General features: G+C 61.6%; 13 protein-coding genes. 2 read left to right on the top strand and 11 right to left on the bottom strand.

Annotation, left to right across the window (positions count from 1 at the left end; translation table 11 throughout):
- Together BCF11_RS14115 and gcvA are read right to left on the bottom strand one after the other, a co-directional pair.
- Nucleotides 1-852: an MOSC domain-containing protein gene (locus BCF11_RS14115; RefSeq protein ID WP_098495288.1), complete on the bottom strand. Its 852-nt coding sequence runs from the start codon at nt 850-852 to the stop codon at nt 1-3.
- A 6-nt stretch (nt 853-858) separates the two neighbouring features.
- The gene (gcvA, locus tag BCF11_RS14120) at nt 859-1,761 is read right to left on the bottom strand and encodes a transcriptional regulator GcvA (RefSeq protein ID WP_098495289.1); all 903 of its coding nucleotides are present in this window, start codon (nt 1,759-1,761) and stop codon (nt 859-861) included.
- 134 nt (nt 1,762-1,895) lie between these two features.
- On the opposite strand from gcvA, the gene BCF11_RS14125 reads away from it, so the two are divergent.
- Entirely contained in the window at nt 1,896-3,125 is a 1,230-nt protein-coding gene (locus BCF11_RS14125; protein WP_098495290.1) for a nitrate/nitrite transporter, read from the top strand.
- A 451-nt stretch (nt 3,126-3,576) separates the two neighbouring features.
- On the opposite strand, the gene BCF11_RS14130 is transcribed toward BCF11_RS14125, so the two are convergent.
- The 8 genes from BCF11_RS14130 to BCF11_RS14165 all read right to left on the bottom strand — a co-directional run bounded on the left by BCF11_RS14130 (nt 3,577) and on the right by BCF11_RS14165 (nt 13,002).
- A complete protein-coding gene (locus BCF11_RS14130; protein WP_098495291.1) occupies nt 3,577-4,395 on the bottom strand; it encodes a M55 family metallopeptidase in 819 nt (272 codons plus the stop codon).
- Between the two features lie 14 nt (nt 4,396-4,409).
- Nucleotides 4,410-5,444, bottom strand: coding sequence for a P1 family peptidase (locus BCF11_RS14135; RefSeq protein ID WP_098495292.1), 1,035 nt, complete (start codon nt 5,442-5,444; stop codon nt 4,410-4,412).
- On the bottom strand, nt 5,444-6,349 hold the full coding sequence (gene gsiD / locus BCF11_RS14140; protein WP_098495293.1) for a glutathione ABC transporter permease GsiD: 906 nt from the start codon (nt 6,347-6,349) through the stop codon (nt 5,444-5,446). Before gsiD ends, BCF11_RS14135 begins: the two co-directional genes overlap by 1 nt.
- 8 nt (nt 6,350-6,357) lie before the next feature.
- The gene (gene gsiC / locus BCF11_RS14145) at nt 6,358-7,278 is read right to left on the bottom strand and encodes a glutathione ABC transporter permease GsiC (protein WP_098495294.1); all 921 of its coding nucleotides are present in this window, start codon (nt 7,276-7,278) and stop codon (nt 6,358-6,360) included.
- 262 nt (nt 7,279-7,540) lie between these two features.
- Nucleotides 7,541-9,106, bottom strand: coding sequence for a glutathione ABC transporter substrate-binding protein GsiB (gene gsiB, locus BCF11_RS14150; RefSeq protein ID WP_098495295.1), 1,566 nt, complete (start codon nt 9,104-9,106; stop codon nt 7,541-7,543).
- A 71-nt stretch (nt 9,107-9,177) separates the two neighbouring features.
- Nucleotides 9,178-11,034: a dipeptide ABC transporter ATP-binding protein gene (locus BCF11_RS14155; RefSeq protein WP_098497505.1), complete on the bottom strand. Its 1,857-nt coding sequence runs from the start codon at nt 11,032-11,034 to the stop codon at nt 9,178-9,180.
- A 29-nt stretch (nt 11,035-11,063) separates the two neighbouring features.
- The gene (locus BCF11_RS14160; protein ID WP_098495296.1) at nt 11,064-12,047 is read right to left on the bottom strand and encodes an isoaspartyl peptidase/L-asparaginase family protein; all 984 of its coding nucleotides are present in this window, start codon (nt 12,045-12,047) and stop codon (nt 11,064-11,066) included.
- A gap of 1 nt (nt 12,048) precedes the next feature.
- Nucleotides 12,049-13,002, bottom strand: coding sequence for a MurR/RpiR family transcriptional regulator (locus BCF11_RS14165; RefSeq protein ID WP_233212484.1), 954 nt, complete (start codon nt 13,000-13,002; stop codon nt 12,049-12,051).
- 346 nt (nt 13,003-13,348) lie between these two features.
- On the opposite strand from BCF11_RS14165, the gene BCF11_RS14170 reads away from it, so the two are divergent.
- Nucleotides 13,349-13,852: a cupin domain-containing protein gene (locus tag BCF11_RS14170; protein ID WP_098495297.1), complete on the top strand. Its 504-nt coding sequence runs from the start codon at nt 13,349-13,351 to the stop codon at nt 13,850-13,852.
- 92 nt (nt 13,853-13,944) lie between these two features.
- Here BCF11_RS14170 and BCF11_RS14175 read toward each other — a convergent pair whose 3' ends face one another.
- Entirely contained in the window at nt 13,945-15,222 is a 1,278-nt protein-coding gene (locus BCF11_RS14175; RefSeq protein WP_098495298.1) for a dicarboxylate/amino acid:cation symporter, read from the bottom strand.
- Nucleotides 15,223-15,331: the final 109 nt, after the last annotated feature.

Below are 15,331 nucleotides of genomic sequence, written 5' to 3' on the forward strand. Positions count from 1 at the left end.
TCAGAAATCCAGCTCAAGCGTGATTTCCTGGCCGACGTGCAGTGTTTCACCGGCGCCGGCCTGCACGATGGCATTGACGCCAAAGGTAGGTGCGCCGTCGACGCGCGGATTGCCGCGATAGGTCAGCAGGATATCCATGGGATCAGGGCCGAATTCACCGGTGGCCTGGTCGACCGAGGGCATCGGACAGCGTGTGCAAGGCTTGACGGGCTGCAAGCGCACCGGGCCGGCCTCGATAGTCGCGGCAAAATCTTCTTCAAACGCCTCCACGCCGTCGATCACGATGTTCGGACGATAGCGGTTCATCGGCACCGCGGTGCGGCCCTGGGCCTGCAGCTTCTGGTTCAAGTCATCCAGCGAACCTTGTGAAATCACGAGCATCGGAAAGCCGTCGGGGAAGCGGGTCGGAATATCCGCGTCGTCAGTCCATTTCTTGCTGGCCAGTCGTTTGACGGCGGGATCGAAGCGCGCCAGCCGGCAAGGCTGGCCGAGCACTTCGGAGAACCAGCGGCTGGCCTCGTCGCCGCAATCGTGGGCGTTAAGCTGATCGTCCCAGATGGTGACTGTGACAACTGGCGCCAGTCCGGCTGCCAGCGGCGTGGTCGGGATTTTCAGCGGCGCCATGCCTGGCGCTTGCAGGATCATGACGCCTGCCTGCAAGGCTGGCGCGATCAGCGCCATGCGTGGATGGCTGCGTTGCGACAGGAATTGTCCGGTGCTGTCGACCACCATCCATTCGCGGTCGTGCACTTGTTGATGGCAAAGGCCGGCGGCGGTAATCGTCGCCGCCTGCAGGGCGATGCCGGCGCAGGATTTGATCGGGTATAGCGTCAGCGTGGTAATGGTCGGCATCGCTTGTTATTCCTTTATGCTTGATTCCGCCAGGATGGCGCTCAGCCAGTCCTGGAAATCCGTAATTGTAGTTGTCTTTGTGGTATCGAAGGGCGAGACCGAGAAATAACAGCCGCGCGCCGGCGCCGTGATGTCGAACAGGCGCACCAGGCGGCCGCTGGCGAGATGGTTGTGCACCAGGCAGCCGCGCGCCAGGGCGATGCCCTGGTCGGCCGCGGCGGCGTCCAGCAGATGCATGGGATCGTCGTAGACTGGCCCGCTTTGCGGTTCGCCCTGCTCGATACCTGCCGCCGCAAACCACGGTTCCCAGCCGCCGTGGTGGGCAAAGCGCAGCAAGGGATGGCGCGGCAGGTCCTGCGGCCTGAGGTCTGGATAGCTAGCGGCGAAGGCTGGGCTGCAGACCGGGAAAATCACCTCCTTGAGCAGGCGCTCGTAGCGATGATTCTTGTGGCCGGCGCGGCCGTACCAGATGGCGACGTCGGCATCGCTGAAATCCAGTTCGCTCAGCTCGTGGCTGCTGCGCAGGCTGATGTTGATATGCGGGTGCTGCTGGTGGAATCCCGTCAGGCGCGGCACCAGCCAGGCGCTAGCAAACGACGGCGGTACGCTGACGCGCAAGGATTGCGCCGCGCGCTGGGGCGCGACCCGGCCTATGTGCAGGGCGCGATCCAGCATCAGCAGCGCCTGCCGTATTTCCCCCGCCAGCAGGCGGCCGCTGTCGGTCAGCGCCATCTGGCGGCCGTCGCGCTGGAACAGCTTGCGCCCGGTGCGCTGCTCCAGCGCGCGGATCTGGTGGCTGATGGCGCTATGGGTCAGATTCAGCTCCTCGCCAGCGCGGGTGTAGTTGCCGAGCCGGGCGGCGGCTTCAAAGGCGCGCAGGGTCTGGGTGGGCGGCAGGCGTTCAAACATGGCGGCGGGGAGCTGGTCGGCGGTTTTCGGTTGATCGGTTAATTCTATTCACATATAAGGATAAAACACTTCGTTGGCATTCGCACGGCTTGCTCACTAGTATCGGCATATTCCGATCTGATTAGTGAGCTGCCATGAAACTTGCAACCCGCGTGTTCCTGATATTTTCTTCAGGCTATTTCATCTCTTACCTGGCGCGCGGCATCAATTTGCCGCTGGCGCCGCTGCTCAGCAGCGAGCTCGGCTTGTCGCCGGCGCAGCTGGGTTTGCTGACCAGCCTGTATTTCTTTGCTTTCGCCGCCTGCCAGCTGCCTTTAGGGCTGTTGCTGGACCGCTTCGGCCCGCGCCGGGTGCTGGCCTGCCTGCTGCTGGTGGCTGTCACCGGCGCTCTGGTGTCGGCCAACGCGCATGGCTTCGGCAGCCTGCTGCTTGGTCGGCTGTTGCTGGGGATTGGTACATCTGCTTGCCTGATGGCCGGCCTGAAGGCGATCGTGGCCTGGTTTCCGCATGATCACCTGCCCTTGATGAACGGCGCCATTTATGCGATTGGCGGCTTGGGAGCGGTGGCTACCGGCACTCCGATTGCCTGGGCGCTTGGGATGACTACCTGGCGCGTGCTGTTTGTGGTGGTGGCTGGATTGATCTTGCTGATCGTGCTGGGCTTGTTCACGCTGGTGCCGGAGAAGGATGAGCAGCATCCTAAAAGTACGCTGGGGGCGCAGTTGCGTGATATCGGCGGGATTTTTCGTAGTGCTGTGTTCTGGCGTACCGCGCCGTTTGTGATGGCTAGCCAGGGGGTGTTTCTTGGGGTGCAGGGTTTGTGGGCGGGGCCTTATCTGCGGGATGTGGGCGGCTTGGCTGCTGCTGCGGGGGCGAATATCGTGGCGCTGGTGGGGTTGGCGATGGTGTTGGGGGCGGTGGGCTCGGGCTGGCTGGCGCGGCGTTTGCAGCGGCGGCGGATTTCTTTGCATGTCACTGCGGGGGCGGGGATGTTTTTGTTCATGCTGGCGCAGTTGCTGATTTTGCTTGATGTGCGGGTGTCTGGCTGGCTGTTGTGGGGGATGTATGGGGTGTTCGGGACGTCCGGGGTGTTGTCTTATGCGGCTTTGGTGCGGGAGTTTCCTGCGCATCTTGCAGGCCGGGTCAGTACTGGTTTGACCTTGGCGATTTTTGCGGGGGCGTTTGTGGTGCAGTATGGATTCGGCTTGTTGCTGAATGCCTGGCCGCATGATGACGGGGGTTATGCGGTGGCGGCGCATCGGGCGTCATGGATGATTGCCTTAGCGGTGCAGTTGGCCGCAGGCATCTGGTTTTGCCGCCCGTTGCGAACTGTAGCTGTACGCGCTGCCAACCAACCGGCCTAGCACCGCTGGTCGTTAATCCACCGTCGCAGCCAAATGGGGTCAGAGTTTTTTTTCGCGGTTCTTTGCGAAAATTACTCTGACCCCATTTGACGTTCTACGGAGTGAGTGCGGTGGCATGCTAAGAACGGTCTGTGGGTTGATAACACGGTAGCTACTCCGTGGATGCTTGCCGGGGGTAGCCCGGCAGCTACTTACTTTCTTTTGCTTGCCTGCGCGGCCCGGCCAAAAGAAAGTAAGCAAAGAAAAGGCGACCGCAAAGCCGTTGCCCTCCCTTCGGTCGGGTCCCCAAATCCGGCGCGTGTCAGCCGGGTGGGGGACAAAACTCGCCTTCGGCTCAAACATGTCCCCCACAATTCCCGGCCGACACGCGCCGGATTTGGCAACGTCTCAATGCGGGGCACGTCAAAAGCAACGGCAACGGCAACGTCAAAAGCAACCGCAACTTCAAAAGTCAGCGCAGCATGAAGGACATGGCCGACATGCTGTTCAGTACCCGCACCGCATACTGGACGGACGGCGCCGAAAACGTAAGGGTGACGCCGTCGACTCTCTCCACGATCGGCAGCAGGCAGAACAGGTCGGCTAGCGCCGGATTGGTGGTTTGCAACCTGCAGGTGATGGCCGGCTGCAGGACAAAGGGGCGGCAGTCGGCGAGCTTGCTGACGGCGGCCTTGGCGCCTTCACCCAGCAGCGCCAGGGCGCTCTGCGGTGAGAGCGAAGTGCCGCTGCTGGCGCCGTCCGCGGTCTTGACGCTGACCAGGGTGGCTTGCGGGAACAGTGGCTGGTTCTCGGCCACGAAGACATTGTCGCCGCTGCCGAAAATCACCGGTACGCCGAACTCGCCTGCCAGTGCGCCGTAGATGCCGGCTTCACCCAGTTCCTGGTCGTTGAGCCAGATGCGGGCAAAGGAAAAGCCGTTGATGGTGTGCGCCAGGATACCGCGGCTTTGGGCGCGGCCGTGGTAGCCGACCATCATCACGCCATCAACGCCGCTATCGACGCCGCTCATCATGCTCAGCAGGCGCGGTTTGCCGAGGATCTGGCTGGCTGCCGGATGCAGCAGGTCGGGCAGCAGATTACGGAAGCCGCCGTGCGAATCGTTTACCACGATCTCGCTGGCGCCGCCGGCCAGCGCGCCTTCGATCACGGCGTTGGCTTCGGCTGTCATCAGGCGCCGCGCGCGTTCGTATTCGGGATTGCCGGCGCGGGTTTGTTCTATGTTGAAAACGCCTGCAACGCCTTCGATATCAACGGAAATCAGTATCTTCATTGTCTTTTCAGAGTCTAGGTTGGTAGCCTGGCTGCCAGGTCGGATAGGGAGAGCCGCTGATGGCCGTCGCGGCCGTTGACGGTTTGCGCGGCAAACAGGGCGTTGACGATGGCTTGCTCGGTGCTGTCGGCTACCGCTTCAAACAGCGGATCGAGCAAGCTGTCGTGCAGGCATGCACTCTGGCGGATGGCGTCGTGCGGGCGGCAAGGCACGGTCTGGGCGGTGGAAAACGCCAGCGCCAGGTCGCCGCTGCCATGGCCGTAGATTGAGCCGGTACGGCCCAGGCCGATGCCGCAGCGGGTCGCCAGCCGCCCCAGCTGGCGCGCGTCCAGCGGCGCATCGGTGGCGATGATCATGATGATGGAACCCATTTCCGGCGTTTCCCCGCTGGCCGTGCGCAGCGCCAGCAGTTGCGCGCCAAGGTGCCGGCCGGCCAGGGTCAAGGCCGGCAGCTTGCCGAAGTTGGACAGTACCAGCGCGCCGACGCAATATTGGCTGCCGCCGATCTTGGCGTAGCGCGAGGCAGAACCGATGCCGCCTTTGAGATCGAAGCTGGACATGCCGCGGCCGGCGCCGACCGCCCCTTGCGCAAATTCGGCAGCGGCGGCGGCCAGCGCCTGCTGGTAATGTTCTTGTGTGACTACCATCGCCTGGATGTCGTTCAGATAACCGTCGTTGCATTCGAACACCAGCGGGTTGATGGTGGGATCGCTGCGGCCGATCTCGGGATTGCTGCCGATGGCGCAGCGGATCTGGGCCGTTGCCACGGTACCGACCGAGAGCGTGTTGGTGAGCGCGATCGGCGTCTCAAGCACGCCCAGTTCCTGCACCTGCAGCAGGCCGATGCTTTTACCGAAGCCGTTGAATACTGTGGCGGCGGCCGGTAGCTTGTCGCGGAAGACATCGCCGCCATGCGGCTTGATTACCGTCACGCCGGTCTGGATGGCGCCCTGCGCCAGGGTAGCGTGACCGACCGTGACGCCGGCGACATCGCTGATGGCGTTGAACGGGCCAGACGGCAATCTGCCGATGTGAGGAAGGGCTAGCATCAGCGGCGGTCGATCTTGGGATCCAGGGCATCGCGCAAGCCGTCGCCAAGGAGGTTGAAAGCCAGCACCGTCAGGAAAATCGCCAGGCTGGGGAATATCGCGATATGCGGCGCCGTCATCATGTCGGACCTTGCTTCATTCAGCATGGCGCCCCATTCAGGCATAGGCGGTTGTGCCCCCATGCCGAGGAAGGACAGGCCGGCGGCGGTGATGATGGAAGTGCCGATACGCATGGTGAAATACACCACCACGCCGGATATCGTGCCTGGGAAAATATGGCGCAGGATGATGGTGAAGTCGTTGGCGCCTATGCTGCGCACCGCTTCGATGAAGGTCAGGTGCTTCAGCGCCAGCGTGTTACCGCGCACCAGGCGGGCGAAAGTCGGGATGCTGAAAATCGCCACGGCGAAGATCACGTTGCTCATGCCGCTGCCGAGGATCGCCACGATGCCGATCGCCAGCAAGATGCCGGGGAAGGCGAACAGCACATCGCAGATGCGCATGATGATGCGGTCGGCCCAGCCTTCATAATAACCGGCGACCAGGCCGGCCAGGGTGCCGACCACGGCGCCCACCGCCACCGAGAGGAAGCCAGCGGTCAGCGAAATCCGCGTGCCCATCAGGATGCGGCTGAAAATGTCGCGGCCCAGCGAGTCGACGCCGAACCAGTGCGCCAGCGACGGCCCGGCGTTCAAGGCGTCATAGTCGAAATAATTCTCGGCGTCGTAAGGGACTATCCAGGGCGCGGCGATCGCCACCACGATCAGGAACAGCACGAAGCAGCCGGCGGCGACCGCCAGGTGCTGCTTCTTGAACTTGCGCCAGAACTCGCTCCAGGGAGTGCGGATGCTGCTCGGCAGTGGTGCGGCAGCAATTGCTGCAACGGGATTGGATGGCGTCGACACGGGCGGCCTCACTTGTAACGGATGCTAGGGTTGATGACGGCGTACAGCACGTCAACCACCAGGTTGATGAAGATGAATTCCAGCGAGAACAGCAGGATTTCGGCCTGGATGACCGGGTAGTCGCGCATTTCGACGGCGTCGATCAGCAAGCGGCCCATGCCTGGCCAGTTGAACACCTTTTCCACCAGGATGGAGCCGCCCAGCAGGAAGCCGAACTGCAAGCCCATCATGGTCACCACCGGAATCAGCGAGTTGCGCAGGCAGTGCTTGAGTACCACGACGGTTTCCGACAGACCCTTGGCACGCGCGGTGCGGACAAAATCCTCATGCAGGATTTCAACGAAGGAGGAACGGGTAAAGCGCGCCATGACGGCGGCCACAGCGGCGCCCAGCGCCAGCGACGGCAGGATGTAGTGGCGCCAGCTGTCGGCGCCGATGGTCGGCAGCCAGCCCAGCTTGACGGAGAACAGTTCCATCAGCAGCATGCCCAGCGCAAACGAAGGAAAGGAAATGCCCGACACCGCCAGCGTCATGCCGAGCCGGTCCGGCCATTTGTTGCGCCAGACGGCGGAAACGATGCCGATGATCAGGCCAAACAGCACCGCCCACACCATGCTGGTGACGGTGAGCCAGAAAGTGGGCCAGAAGCGTTCGGCAATTTCGGTGCTGACTGGGCGCTTGCTGCGCAGGGAGATGCCGAAATCACCGCGCAGGGCCTTGCTGAAATAATTGATGAACTGCTCGGGCAGCGACCGGTCCAGGCCCAGGTCCTTGCGGATCAGTTCCACCGTTTGCGAATCGGCCTCGGGACCAGCCACCAGCCGGGCCGGATCGCCCGGCAGCAAATGGACGAATAAGAACACCATCACCGCGACAATCAGCAGGGTTGGTATCAGGCCCATCAGGCGTTTTAGTACGTAAGGAAACATGGGGTACTCGGGTAAGTAGTCAAACTGCGACGATAAACTCTATTTGTGGACTTGTAGGGTGGGCACTCCGTGCCCACGCAGTGCCGCAGGCATTCATGTTCCGGATATGCGTGTTCCGGGCTGCGCGCCCCGTCACGTCCACGTGGGCACGGAGTGTCCACCTTACGGGGGATTTGTCGTGTTTTAAGAAAGTATCAATAGTTGCACTGCTATGCAGTAAAGTGGATCCCCGCGTTCGCGGGGATGACGTACTGACGGATGATTATTTCAATTCGATTTCATCGAAATTAAACGAACCGTCCGGCATCACATACACGCCCTTCAAGTTCTTGTTGCGTGCATACAGCAGCTTTTCTGTGACAAGGAAAGCCCAAGGTGCATCTTTCCAGATTTCCGTCTGCGCATCCTTGTAGAGCGTGGTCTTTTCCGTGCGATCGGTAGTGGTCAGGGCCTTGGCGATATCGGCGTCAACCTTGTCGCTCTTGTAGTAAGCGGTATTGAACAGCTTGGGCGGGAACGATTCCGACGCCAGCAGGGGACGCAGGCCCCAGTCGGCTTCACCGGTCGAGGACGACCAGCCGGTGTAGTAGATGCGTACAGGTGCATTGGCAGGAACCGGCGCGCTTTCCACCTTCTCAACGCGTTGTCCGGCTTCCAGCGCCGTCACCTTGGCCTTGATGCCGACCTGCGCCAACTGCTGCTGCACGAACTGGATGACTTTCTGTGCGGTGGTATTGTTATAGGCCGACCACAATTCGGTTTCAAAGCCGTTCGGATAGCCGGCTTCCGTCAGCAACTGCTTGGCCTTCTTCGGATCGTAAGGCCATGGTCCGGTTTTCAGGGCATAGTCGACGCCCTGCGGCAGCACGCCATCCTGTGGCATGGCGTAGCCGCTGAAGGCGACTTTGACCAGCGCTTCCTTGTTGATCGCGTAGTTGATCGCTTGCCGCACCTTTGGATTATCGAAAGGCTTCTGCAACATATTCATGGAGAGGTAGCGCTGGATGATGGATGGCGATGAGATCAGGTCCAGGTTCGGCTTGCTTTTCAGCAGTTCGGCTTGCTCGTAAGGCAGCGGGAAGGCGAACTGGGCTTCGCCGGTTTGCATCACTGCGCTGCGGGTATTGTTGTCGACTACCGGCTTCCAGGTGATGCTGTCGACCTTAGGATAGCCCTTTTTCCAGTAGCCATCGAACTTGACGACCTTCATGTAGTCGGTCTGCTTCCATTCGACAAACTTGAACGGGCCGGTGCCGACCGGATGAAAGCCGATGTCCTTGTTGCCGTACTGTTTCAGCGCGGCCGGCGAAATCATCGCAGCGGAAGAGTGCGCCAGCGTATTGATGAATGGCGAGAACGGCTCTTTCAGGGTGATCTTGACTTCGTAGTCGTTGACCACGTCGATCTTGGAAATGCGGTTGAACAGGTTGAAACGCTTGAGCTTGTTGTCCGGATTGATGACGCGTTCCAGGTTGACCTTGACAGCATCTGCCTTGAAGTCGGTGCCATCCTGGAACTTGACGCCCTTGCGCAGGCGGATGGTGTACACCAGGCCATCCTTGCTGACTTCATAGCCATCCGCCAGCACATTGACCAGTTTCAAGTCCTTGTCGAAGCCGAACAAGCCCTGGTAGAAGGACTTGATCGCGGCCTGCGACAAGGTGTCGTTGCTGTCGTAAGGATCGAGCGTGGTGAAGGTCGAAGCGACCGCCAGCGTGACGTCCTTGGCGGCGAAAGCGTGGCCGGCGGCGAATTGGGCGGTCAGTGCAATTGCGGTGCTGGCGACGATCTTGCCGAAGTGATTGCCGAAGTGTCGAGTAGTGCGCATGTATTACTCCCCTGGTTCAAAAAGTCATTGAAGACAAACAAACAGATAAAGCGGAAAAACAAAAAAACCGTTCAGAAAGCGCTGGAAATCCGGTGCGTCGCTACAAAATGCCCTGGCCCGACCTGTTTCAGCGGCTCCACGATCGGCAGGTCGCCGACATTGCGGATCGGGCTGGGGATCTCTTCCGGCAGCATCTCGCGCAGCCGGTGGCGCTGCTTGGGATCGGCTACCGGCACCGCCGCCATCAGCTTCTTGGTATACGGATGCTGCGGGTTTTCAAAGATGGCGCGGCGCGGACCGATCTCGACAATCTGCCCCAGGTACATCACCGCTACCCGGTGGCTGATGCGTTCCACCACCGCCATGTCGTGCGAAATGAAGATGAAGGAAATGCCCAGCTCGCGCTGCAGGTCCAGCATCAGGTTGACGATCTGCGCCTGGATCGACACGTCCAGCGCCGATACCGATTCGTCGGCGATCACGATTTTCGGATTCAATGCCAGTGCGCGCGCGATGCAGATGCGCTGGCGCTGGCCGCCGGAGAATTCGTGTGGGTAGCGTTGCGCATGTTCCGGCAGCAGGCCGACCCGTTCCAGCAGGGCGGCGACTTTTTCCTGTGCGCCTTCAGCCATTCCATGTACCAGCAGCGGTTCCATGATGGAATAGCCGACCGTCAGGCGCGGATCGAGCGAGGCGAACGGGTCCTGGAAAATGAACTGGATCTCGCGCCGCAGCGAGCGCAGTTCCGAGCGCGGCAGTTTGGCCAGGTCGCGCCCGCCGAACTCGACGCTGCCGCTGGTGATGTCGACCAGCCGCAGCAGCGAACGGCCGGTGGTCGATTTGCCACAGCCGGATTCGCCCACCAGCGCCAGCGTTTCGCCCGGATAGAGATCGAAACTGATTTGCTCGACCGCATGCACGCGTTGCTTGACGCGGCTGAAGACGCCGCTCTTGACGTCGAAGCGGGTGGTCAGCTTGCGCACTTTCAGCAGGGGTTGTTGTAGCGGATCTGAACCCGGAATGCTGCGGATGATGCTTGCTTCGGCCGCCATTTCCGGCGTGATCACGGCGCCGGCAATGGCGATCCGTTCCGGCTGGTCGGTGCCGTGCATGGCGCCCAGCCGCGGCACTGCCGCCAGCAGCGCCTGGGTGTAGGGATGCTGCGGGGCTTCGAAGATCGCGTGCACATTGTTTTCTTCGACCTTCTCGCCGCGGCACATGACCACCACGCGGTCGGCGATTTCCGCCACCACGCCCATGTCGTGGGTGATGAAGATCACCGCCATCTGCATTTCATCCTGCAGCGCGCGTATCAGTTGCAGGATCTGCGCCTGTATTGTCACATCCAGGGCGGTGGTCGGTTCGTCGGCGATCAGCAGCGACGGCTTGCAGGACAGCGCCATGGCGATCATCACGCGCTGGCGCATGCCACCGGACAGCTGGTGCGGATGGCGGTCCAGCAGGCGGCGCGCTTCCGGAATGCGGACGATTTCCAGCATGCGCAAGGCTTCGGCGCGCGCCTCGGCCATGCTCTTGCCCTGGTGCAGGCGGATCGATTCGGCGATCTGCTCGCCGACCGTGAAGACCGGGTTGAGCGAAGTCATCGGCTCCTGGAAGATCATGGCGATTTCCGAACCGCGGATATGGCGCATGGTGTTCTGGCCGGCCGTGGCGAGGTCGATGATGCTGCCGTCGCGGCGCTGGAAATCCATGCGCGCGCCGCTAATGCGGCCGCCGCCGTAGTCGATCAGGCGCATGATGGCTTGCGACGACACCGATTTACCGGAACCCGATTCGCCGACGATAGCCAGCGTCTCGCCGGCATCGATATGGAAGGACAGATTGCGCACCGCTTCCACCTTGCGTTCGGAGGTGGTGAAGCCGACGCTCATCTGCTCTACCGTCAGCACCCGGCGGCCTGTTTGCATGTTCATATGATCGCTTTCCGTGGCTGGCTTCATTTGTAAATGGCGGTGACCACAGGCGCACCGACCTTGGCGTAGCCGCGGTACATGCCTTCGGTATTGAAGGGCAGCGCCACATTGCCCTCGGCGTCGATGGCGATCAGGCCGCCGCGGCCGTGGTAACGCGGCAACAGCTCCATCACGACGTGCTGGGCAGCGTCCTGCAGCGACTGTCCGGCATACTCCATGCGAGCCGAAATATCGTAGGCCGCTACCGTGCGCATGAACGCTTCGCCGGTGCCGGTCGCCGAAATCGCGGCGGTGCGGTTGTTGGCGTAGCAGCCGGCGCCGATCAGCGGTGAGTCGCCGACGCGACCGACGCGCTTGTTGGTGATGCCGCCGGTGGAAGTCGCGGCAGCCAGGTTGCCATGCAGGTCGAGGGCTACCGCGCCGACCGTGCCGAACTTGTTGTCCGGGTCGATCGGGGCGATTTCTGCCGCTGCGGCCTGGCTGGCGGCATCGTGATCCAGCAGCAGCATGCCTTCCTGCTTGCGCGCGCGCAGCCATTGGGCGTGGCGCGCCTCGGTATGAAAGTATGCGGGTTCGACCAGTTCGGCGCCATGCTGGGTAACGAATTCTTCCGCGCCGGCGCCTACCAGCAGGATGTGTTCGCTGTTTTCCATCACGGCGCGTGCCGCCAGTATCGGGTTGCGCACGTGGGCGACATTGGCGACCGCACCGGCGCCGAGCGTGGCGCCGTCCATGATCGCGGCGTCCAGTTCGTGCGTGCCGGCATGGGTATAGACCGCACCCTTGCCGGCGTTGAACAGCGGGCAGTCTTCCAGCATGCTGACGGCCTTGGCGACGGCGTCCAGAGCACTGCCGCCGGCCGCCAGGATGCTCTGGCCGGCGCTCAGGATTTCTGTCAGCGCGTCGTTATAAGCCTGTTCCTGTCCGCTGTTCATGGCGCTGCGCAAGATGGTGCCGGCGCCGCCGTGGATGGCGATGACGGCTTTGCTGTTTGAAGAAGTAGACACGTTATTTCGCTTTCGCTGCAGATTTGATGATGGCGGTTTTGCTATTTTTGCTCTTGGGCGCGCTGATGCCGTCGGCGTGATAGAGCCAGGGCAGCACGGCCTCGGTCATTTTCGAAGCGGCATGCACCGAACGGTTGGCGCGATGCGCGACGGCGTCGCACACTGCCTGGATCAAGGACAGCGCGGCGGCGTCCGAGGTCGGCGACAGCTGCCTTTCGGTTTGTGCATACAAGGTGACGTCCGCCAGCGGCACCAGCGGCGAGGTCGGGCTGTCGGTAAATGCCAGCACTTGCGCGGCGCGCTCCTTGGCGCGCGCGGTCAGCGTCACGGTATCGGTGACATAGCGCGGATAAGCCAGGGCGATCACCAGGTCGCGCTGGTCCAGCTTGAAGAACTGGCGGCTGGCTTGCGAAGGGCCGCCGGGGCCGGCCACCGACTGCACCGTGCGGCAATACGGTTCCAGCGCGTGCGCCATGATGCCGGCCAGGAAAGCGCTGGCGCCGAAGCCCAGTATGAAAATCCGTTCGGCATTCAGGATCATGCTGACCGCCTGGTCGCATTGCTGAGGCGCGAGGGCGCGGCGGGTGGCTTCCAGGTTTTGCATGTCGCCGCTGAGCGCGGCGGCGATGATTTCGGCGCTGCTGGCGGCACGCTGCACCTGGTCGCGCAGTTTTTCCACCGGCGCCAGCGAAGAAGCAAAGTCCAGCACCAGCGCAGCGCGGAACGCGGGGTAGCCGTCGAACGAGAGCGCATGGGCGAAACGGTTGGCGGTCGCCAGCGAGATGCCGACCACGTCGGCCAGTTCGTCGATGGTCATGGTGGCGGCGCGAAACACGTTTGCAAGGACGTAGTCAGCCGCCTTGCGATGCGCTTTCGAGAGCTCCGGATAGGCCTTGCCTATACGTGCGGCAACCGCGCTTTCGCGTTGCCATGCTGTGACTGCGGCGTGTTGCATGGGCCATCCCCGGTAAATGATTTTTATAATTTGTGTAAATATATTTTCATTTTCAGTGCAAGTAAAGGAAATTTATTTTCTTTTTCAAGATGTGTATTTTGTGGCATCGAATCTGTGCGCATGTGGTGCAGAGACAGCTCGCGGGTGTTGCAGGAATGCGGCTTTGCACCATTTTTGCCTCGCGCCTGTCTGCAATGGTGCGCCTTGAAATGGTAGAAGAAAAGAGGCAATGTTGACAGCTGGCAGGCGGCATGGCGATGACAGCGCAGAGATGCTTGCTTGCGTGTATTCTTCTTGCCACGCGCCTTGTAGCACACATTAAGCGCACATTATTTCGGAGAAGAGAATGAGTGAAAACGTAGAGAGCTTGCGTCAGCGCCTGATCCGCAACTTCAATACCGTCCCTACCGTGCACGACCTGCGCGAGCCTTTATACGATTCGCTCTGCGCGCGCCTGGCGACCGGCACGGCGGCGCAGAAGCTGGGCGCCAGCATAGATACTGTCGCCCCTGGAAAAATCTCCTGCCCGTATCACTTCCATTACGCGCAAGAGGAAATGTTCATCATCCTTGAAGGTAGCGGTTCGCTCAGGGTAGCGGGAGAAATGCTGCCGCTGGTCAGCGGCGACATCATCTTCATTCCACCCGGCCCGGAGTATCCGCACCAGATAGTGAATACCTCGGACCAGCCTTTGAAGTATCTCTCGGTGAGCACCAGGGAACAGCCCGAGGTATGCGAATATCCCGATTCCGGCAAGTTCCTGGCGACCGCGTCCGCCGGCGGCGAACGGGTCTTCGATGTGATCCAGCGCGCTAAAAACGACCTGGACTATTGGGATGGCGAGCCTTAAAGAAACTCGTAGGGAGGGCACACCGTGCCCACGCGTAACCGCAATACGTGGAGTGCGCATCCGCGTGGGCACGGGGTGCCCACCCTACCGGATCAGGCAGCCGCGTTGCTGTTCTGGTCCAGGCCGACATCGCTGTTGGCCGCATTGTAGATTTCCAGGTCCAGCAAGCCTTCTTCCTTGGCCACCAGCACCGGCACCAGCATCTGTCCGGTGACATTGGTCATGGTGCGCATCATGTCGAGGATGCGGTCGATCGCCACCAGGTAGCCGATGCCTTCCAGTGGCAGGCCGGCCGAACTCAGCACCAGCGTCACCATCACGATCGCCGTGCCGGGCACGCCGGCGGTGCCGAAGGAGCCGAGTACGGAAGCCAGCATGATGATGAAATACTGCGACATGTCGAGATGCAGGCCGAAATACTGGGCCACGAAAATCGAAGCGATCGCCGGATAGATGGCGCCGCAGCCGTCCATCTTGATGCTGGCGCCCAGCGGCACCGCGAACGCCGCATATTCCTGCTTGACGCCGAGGTTATGCACCACGCTGCGCAAGGCGATCGGCATGGAAGCAAAGCTGGAGGAGCTGGTGAACGCCACTTGCATGGCCGGGAAAGCGCCGCGGAAAAAGCGGATCGGATTCAGGCGGTGCGTCAGCAGCAGGCCGCCGTACACCACCACGATATGCAGCGCGCAAGCCAGGTACAGGGTGAACACGAAATTCCCCAGCGGCAGCAGGCGTTCGAAGCCGTAGGAGCCGACCAACGCGGCGATCAGGCCGAAGGTGCCGAGCGGCGTCATTTCCAGCACGAAGCGGGTGATCTGAATCATGGCGCTGCTGGCTTCGCCCATCAGTTCGCGTACCTGTTTGACCTTGTCACCCAGCTTGACCAGCGTCATGCCGAGCAAGGCGGCGAAGAAGATCACCTGCAGGATCTTGCCTTCGGACAGCGCCTTGAATGGATTCGACGGCACCACGTCCAGCAGCACCTGGATCGGCGTCGGCACCTCGCGCACCGTGTAATCGGCGGCGATGGCCAGCTGGCCCAGGTTCTGGCCGGGATTGGTGAAGCTGGCGACAGCCAGGCCGACGCCGACCGCCAGCACGGCGGTGACGGCGAACCAGAGGAAGGTCTTGCCGCCCAGTGCCGCCACGCTCTTCATGCCATGCAGGCTGGAGATGCTGTTGGTGACAGCAAAGAACACCAGCGGCACGGCGATCATCTTGATCAGCGTGACGTACAGTTTGCCGAGCGGGCCGAACCAGGTTTCGGCCGGCGCCCCTACCAGCCAGCCGGCCAGCGCGCCAAGCACGAAGCCGCCCAGCACGCGCTGCCAAAAGGGAATGCGGAACCAGAGAGAGAAAATATTCATAGAGTAATCGGGATATAAGGGAGCGTCTTGCCGCAACGCGAATGGCGAGAGTATGGCAGGCCTTGGATAGGCGCGTAAACCGGGTGAGCCGGAGTATCCGGGCTTGCCT

It is taken from the genome of Collimonas sp. PA-H2 (assembly GCF_002564105.1).
Classification (GTDB): Bacteria; Pseudomonadota; Gammaproteobacteria; order Burkholderiales; family Burkholderiaceae_D; genus Collimonas.

Excerpts from the sequence above, each read along its gene's own strand:
- BCF11_RS14155 (WP_098497505.1), bottom strand. The coding sequence starts at position 11,034 with ATGCAAACAGGCCGCCGGGTGCTGACGGTAGAGCAGATGAGCGTCGGC.
- BCF11_RS14130 (WP_098495291.1), bottom strand. The coding sequence starts at position 4,395 with ATGAAGATACTGATTTCCGTTGATATCGAAGGCGTTGCAGGCGTTTTC.
- gsiB (WP_098495295.1), bottom strand. The coding sequence starts at position 9,106 with ATGCGCACTACTCGACACTTCGGCAATCACTTCGGCAAGATCGTCGCC.
- BCF11_RS14165 (WP_233212484.1), bottom strand. The coding sequence starts at position 13,002 with ATGCAACACGCCGCAGTCACAGCATGGCAACGCGAAAGCGCGGTTGCC.
- BCF11_RS14135 (WP_098495292.1), bottom strand. The coding sequence starts at position 5,444 with ATGCTAGCCCTTCCTCACATCGGCAGATTGCCGTCTGGCCCGTTCAAC.
- BCF11_RS14170 (WP_098495297.1), top strand. The coding sequence starts at position 13,349 with ATGAGTGAAAACGTAGAGAGCTTGCGTCAGCGCCTGATCCGCAACTTC.
- BCF11_RS14125 (WP_098495290.1), top strand. The coding sequence starts at position 1,896 with ATGAAACTTGCAACCCGCGTGTTCCTGATATTTTCTTCAGGCTATTTC.
- BCF11_RS14175 (WP_098495298.1), bottom strand. The coding sequence starts at position 15,222 with ATGAATATTTTCTCTCTCTGGTTCCGCATTCCCTTTTGGCAGCGCGTG.
- gsiC (WP_098495294.1), bottom strand. The coding sequence starts at position 7,278 with ATGTTTCCTTACGTACTAAAACGCCTGATGGGCCTGATACCAACCCTG.
- gcvA (WP_098495289.1), bottom strand. The coding sequence starts at position 1,761 with ATGTTTGAACGCCTGCCGCCCACCCAGACCCTGCGCGCCTTTGAAGCC.
- BCF11_RS14115 (WP_098495288.1), bottom strand. The coding sequence starts at position 852 with ATGCCGACCATTACCACGCTGACGCTATACCCGATCAAATCCTGCGCC.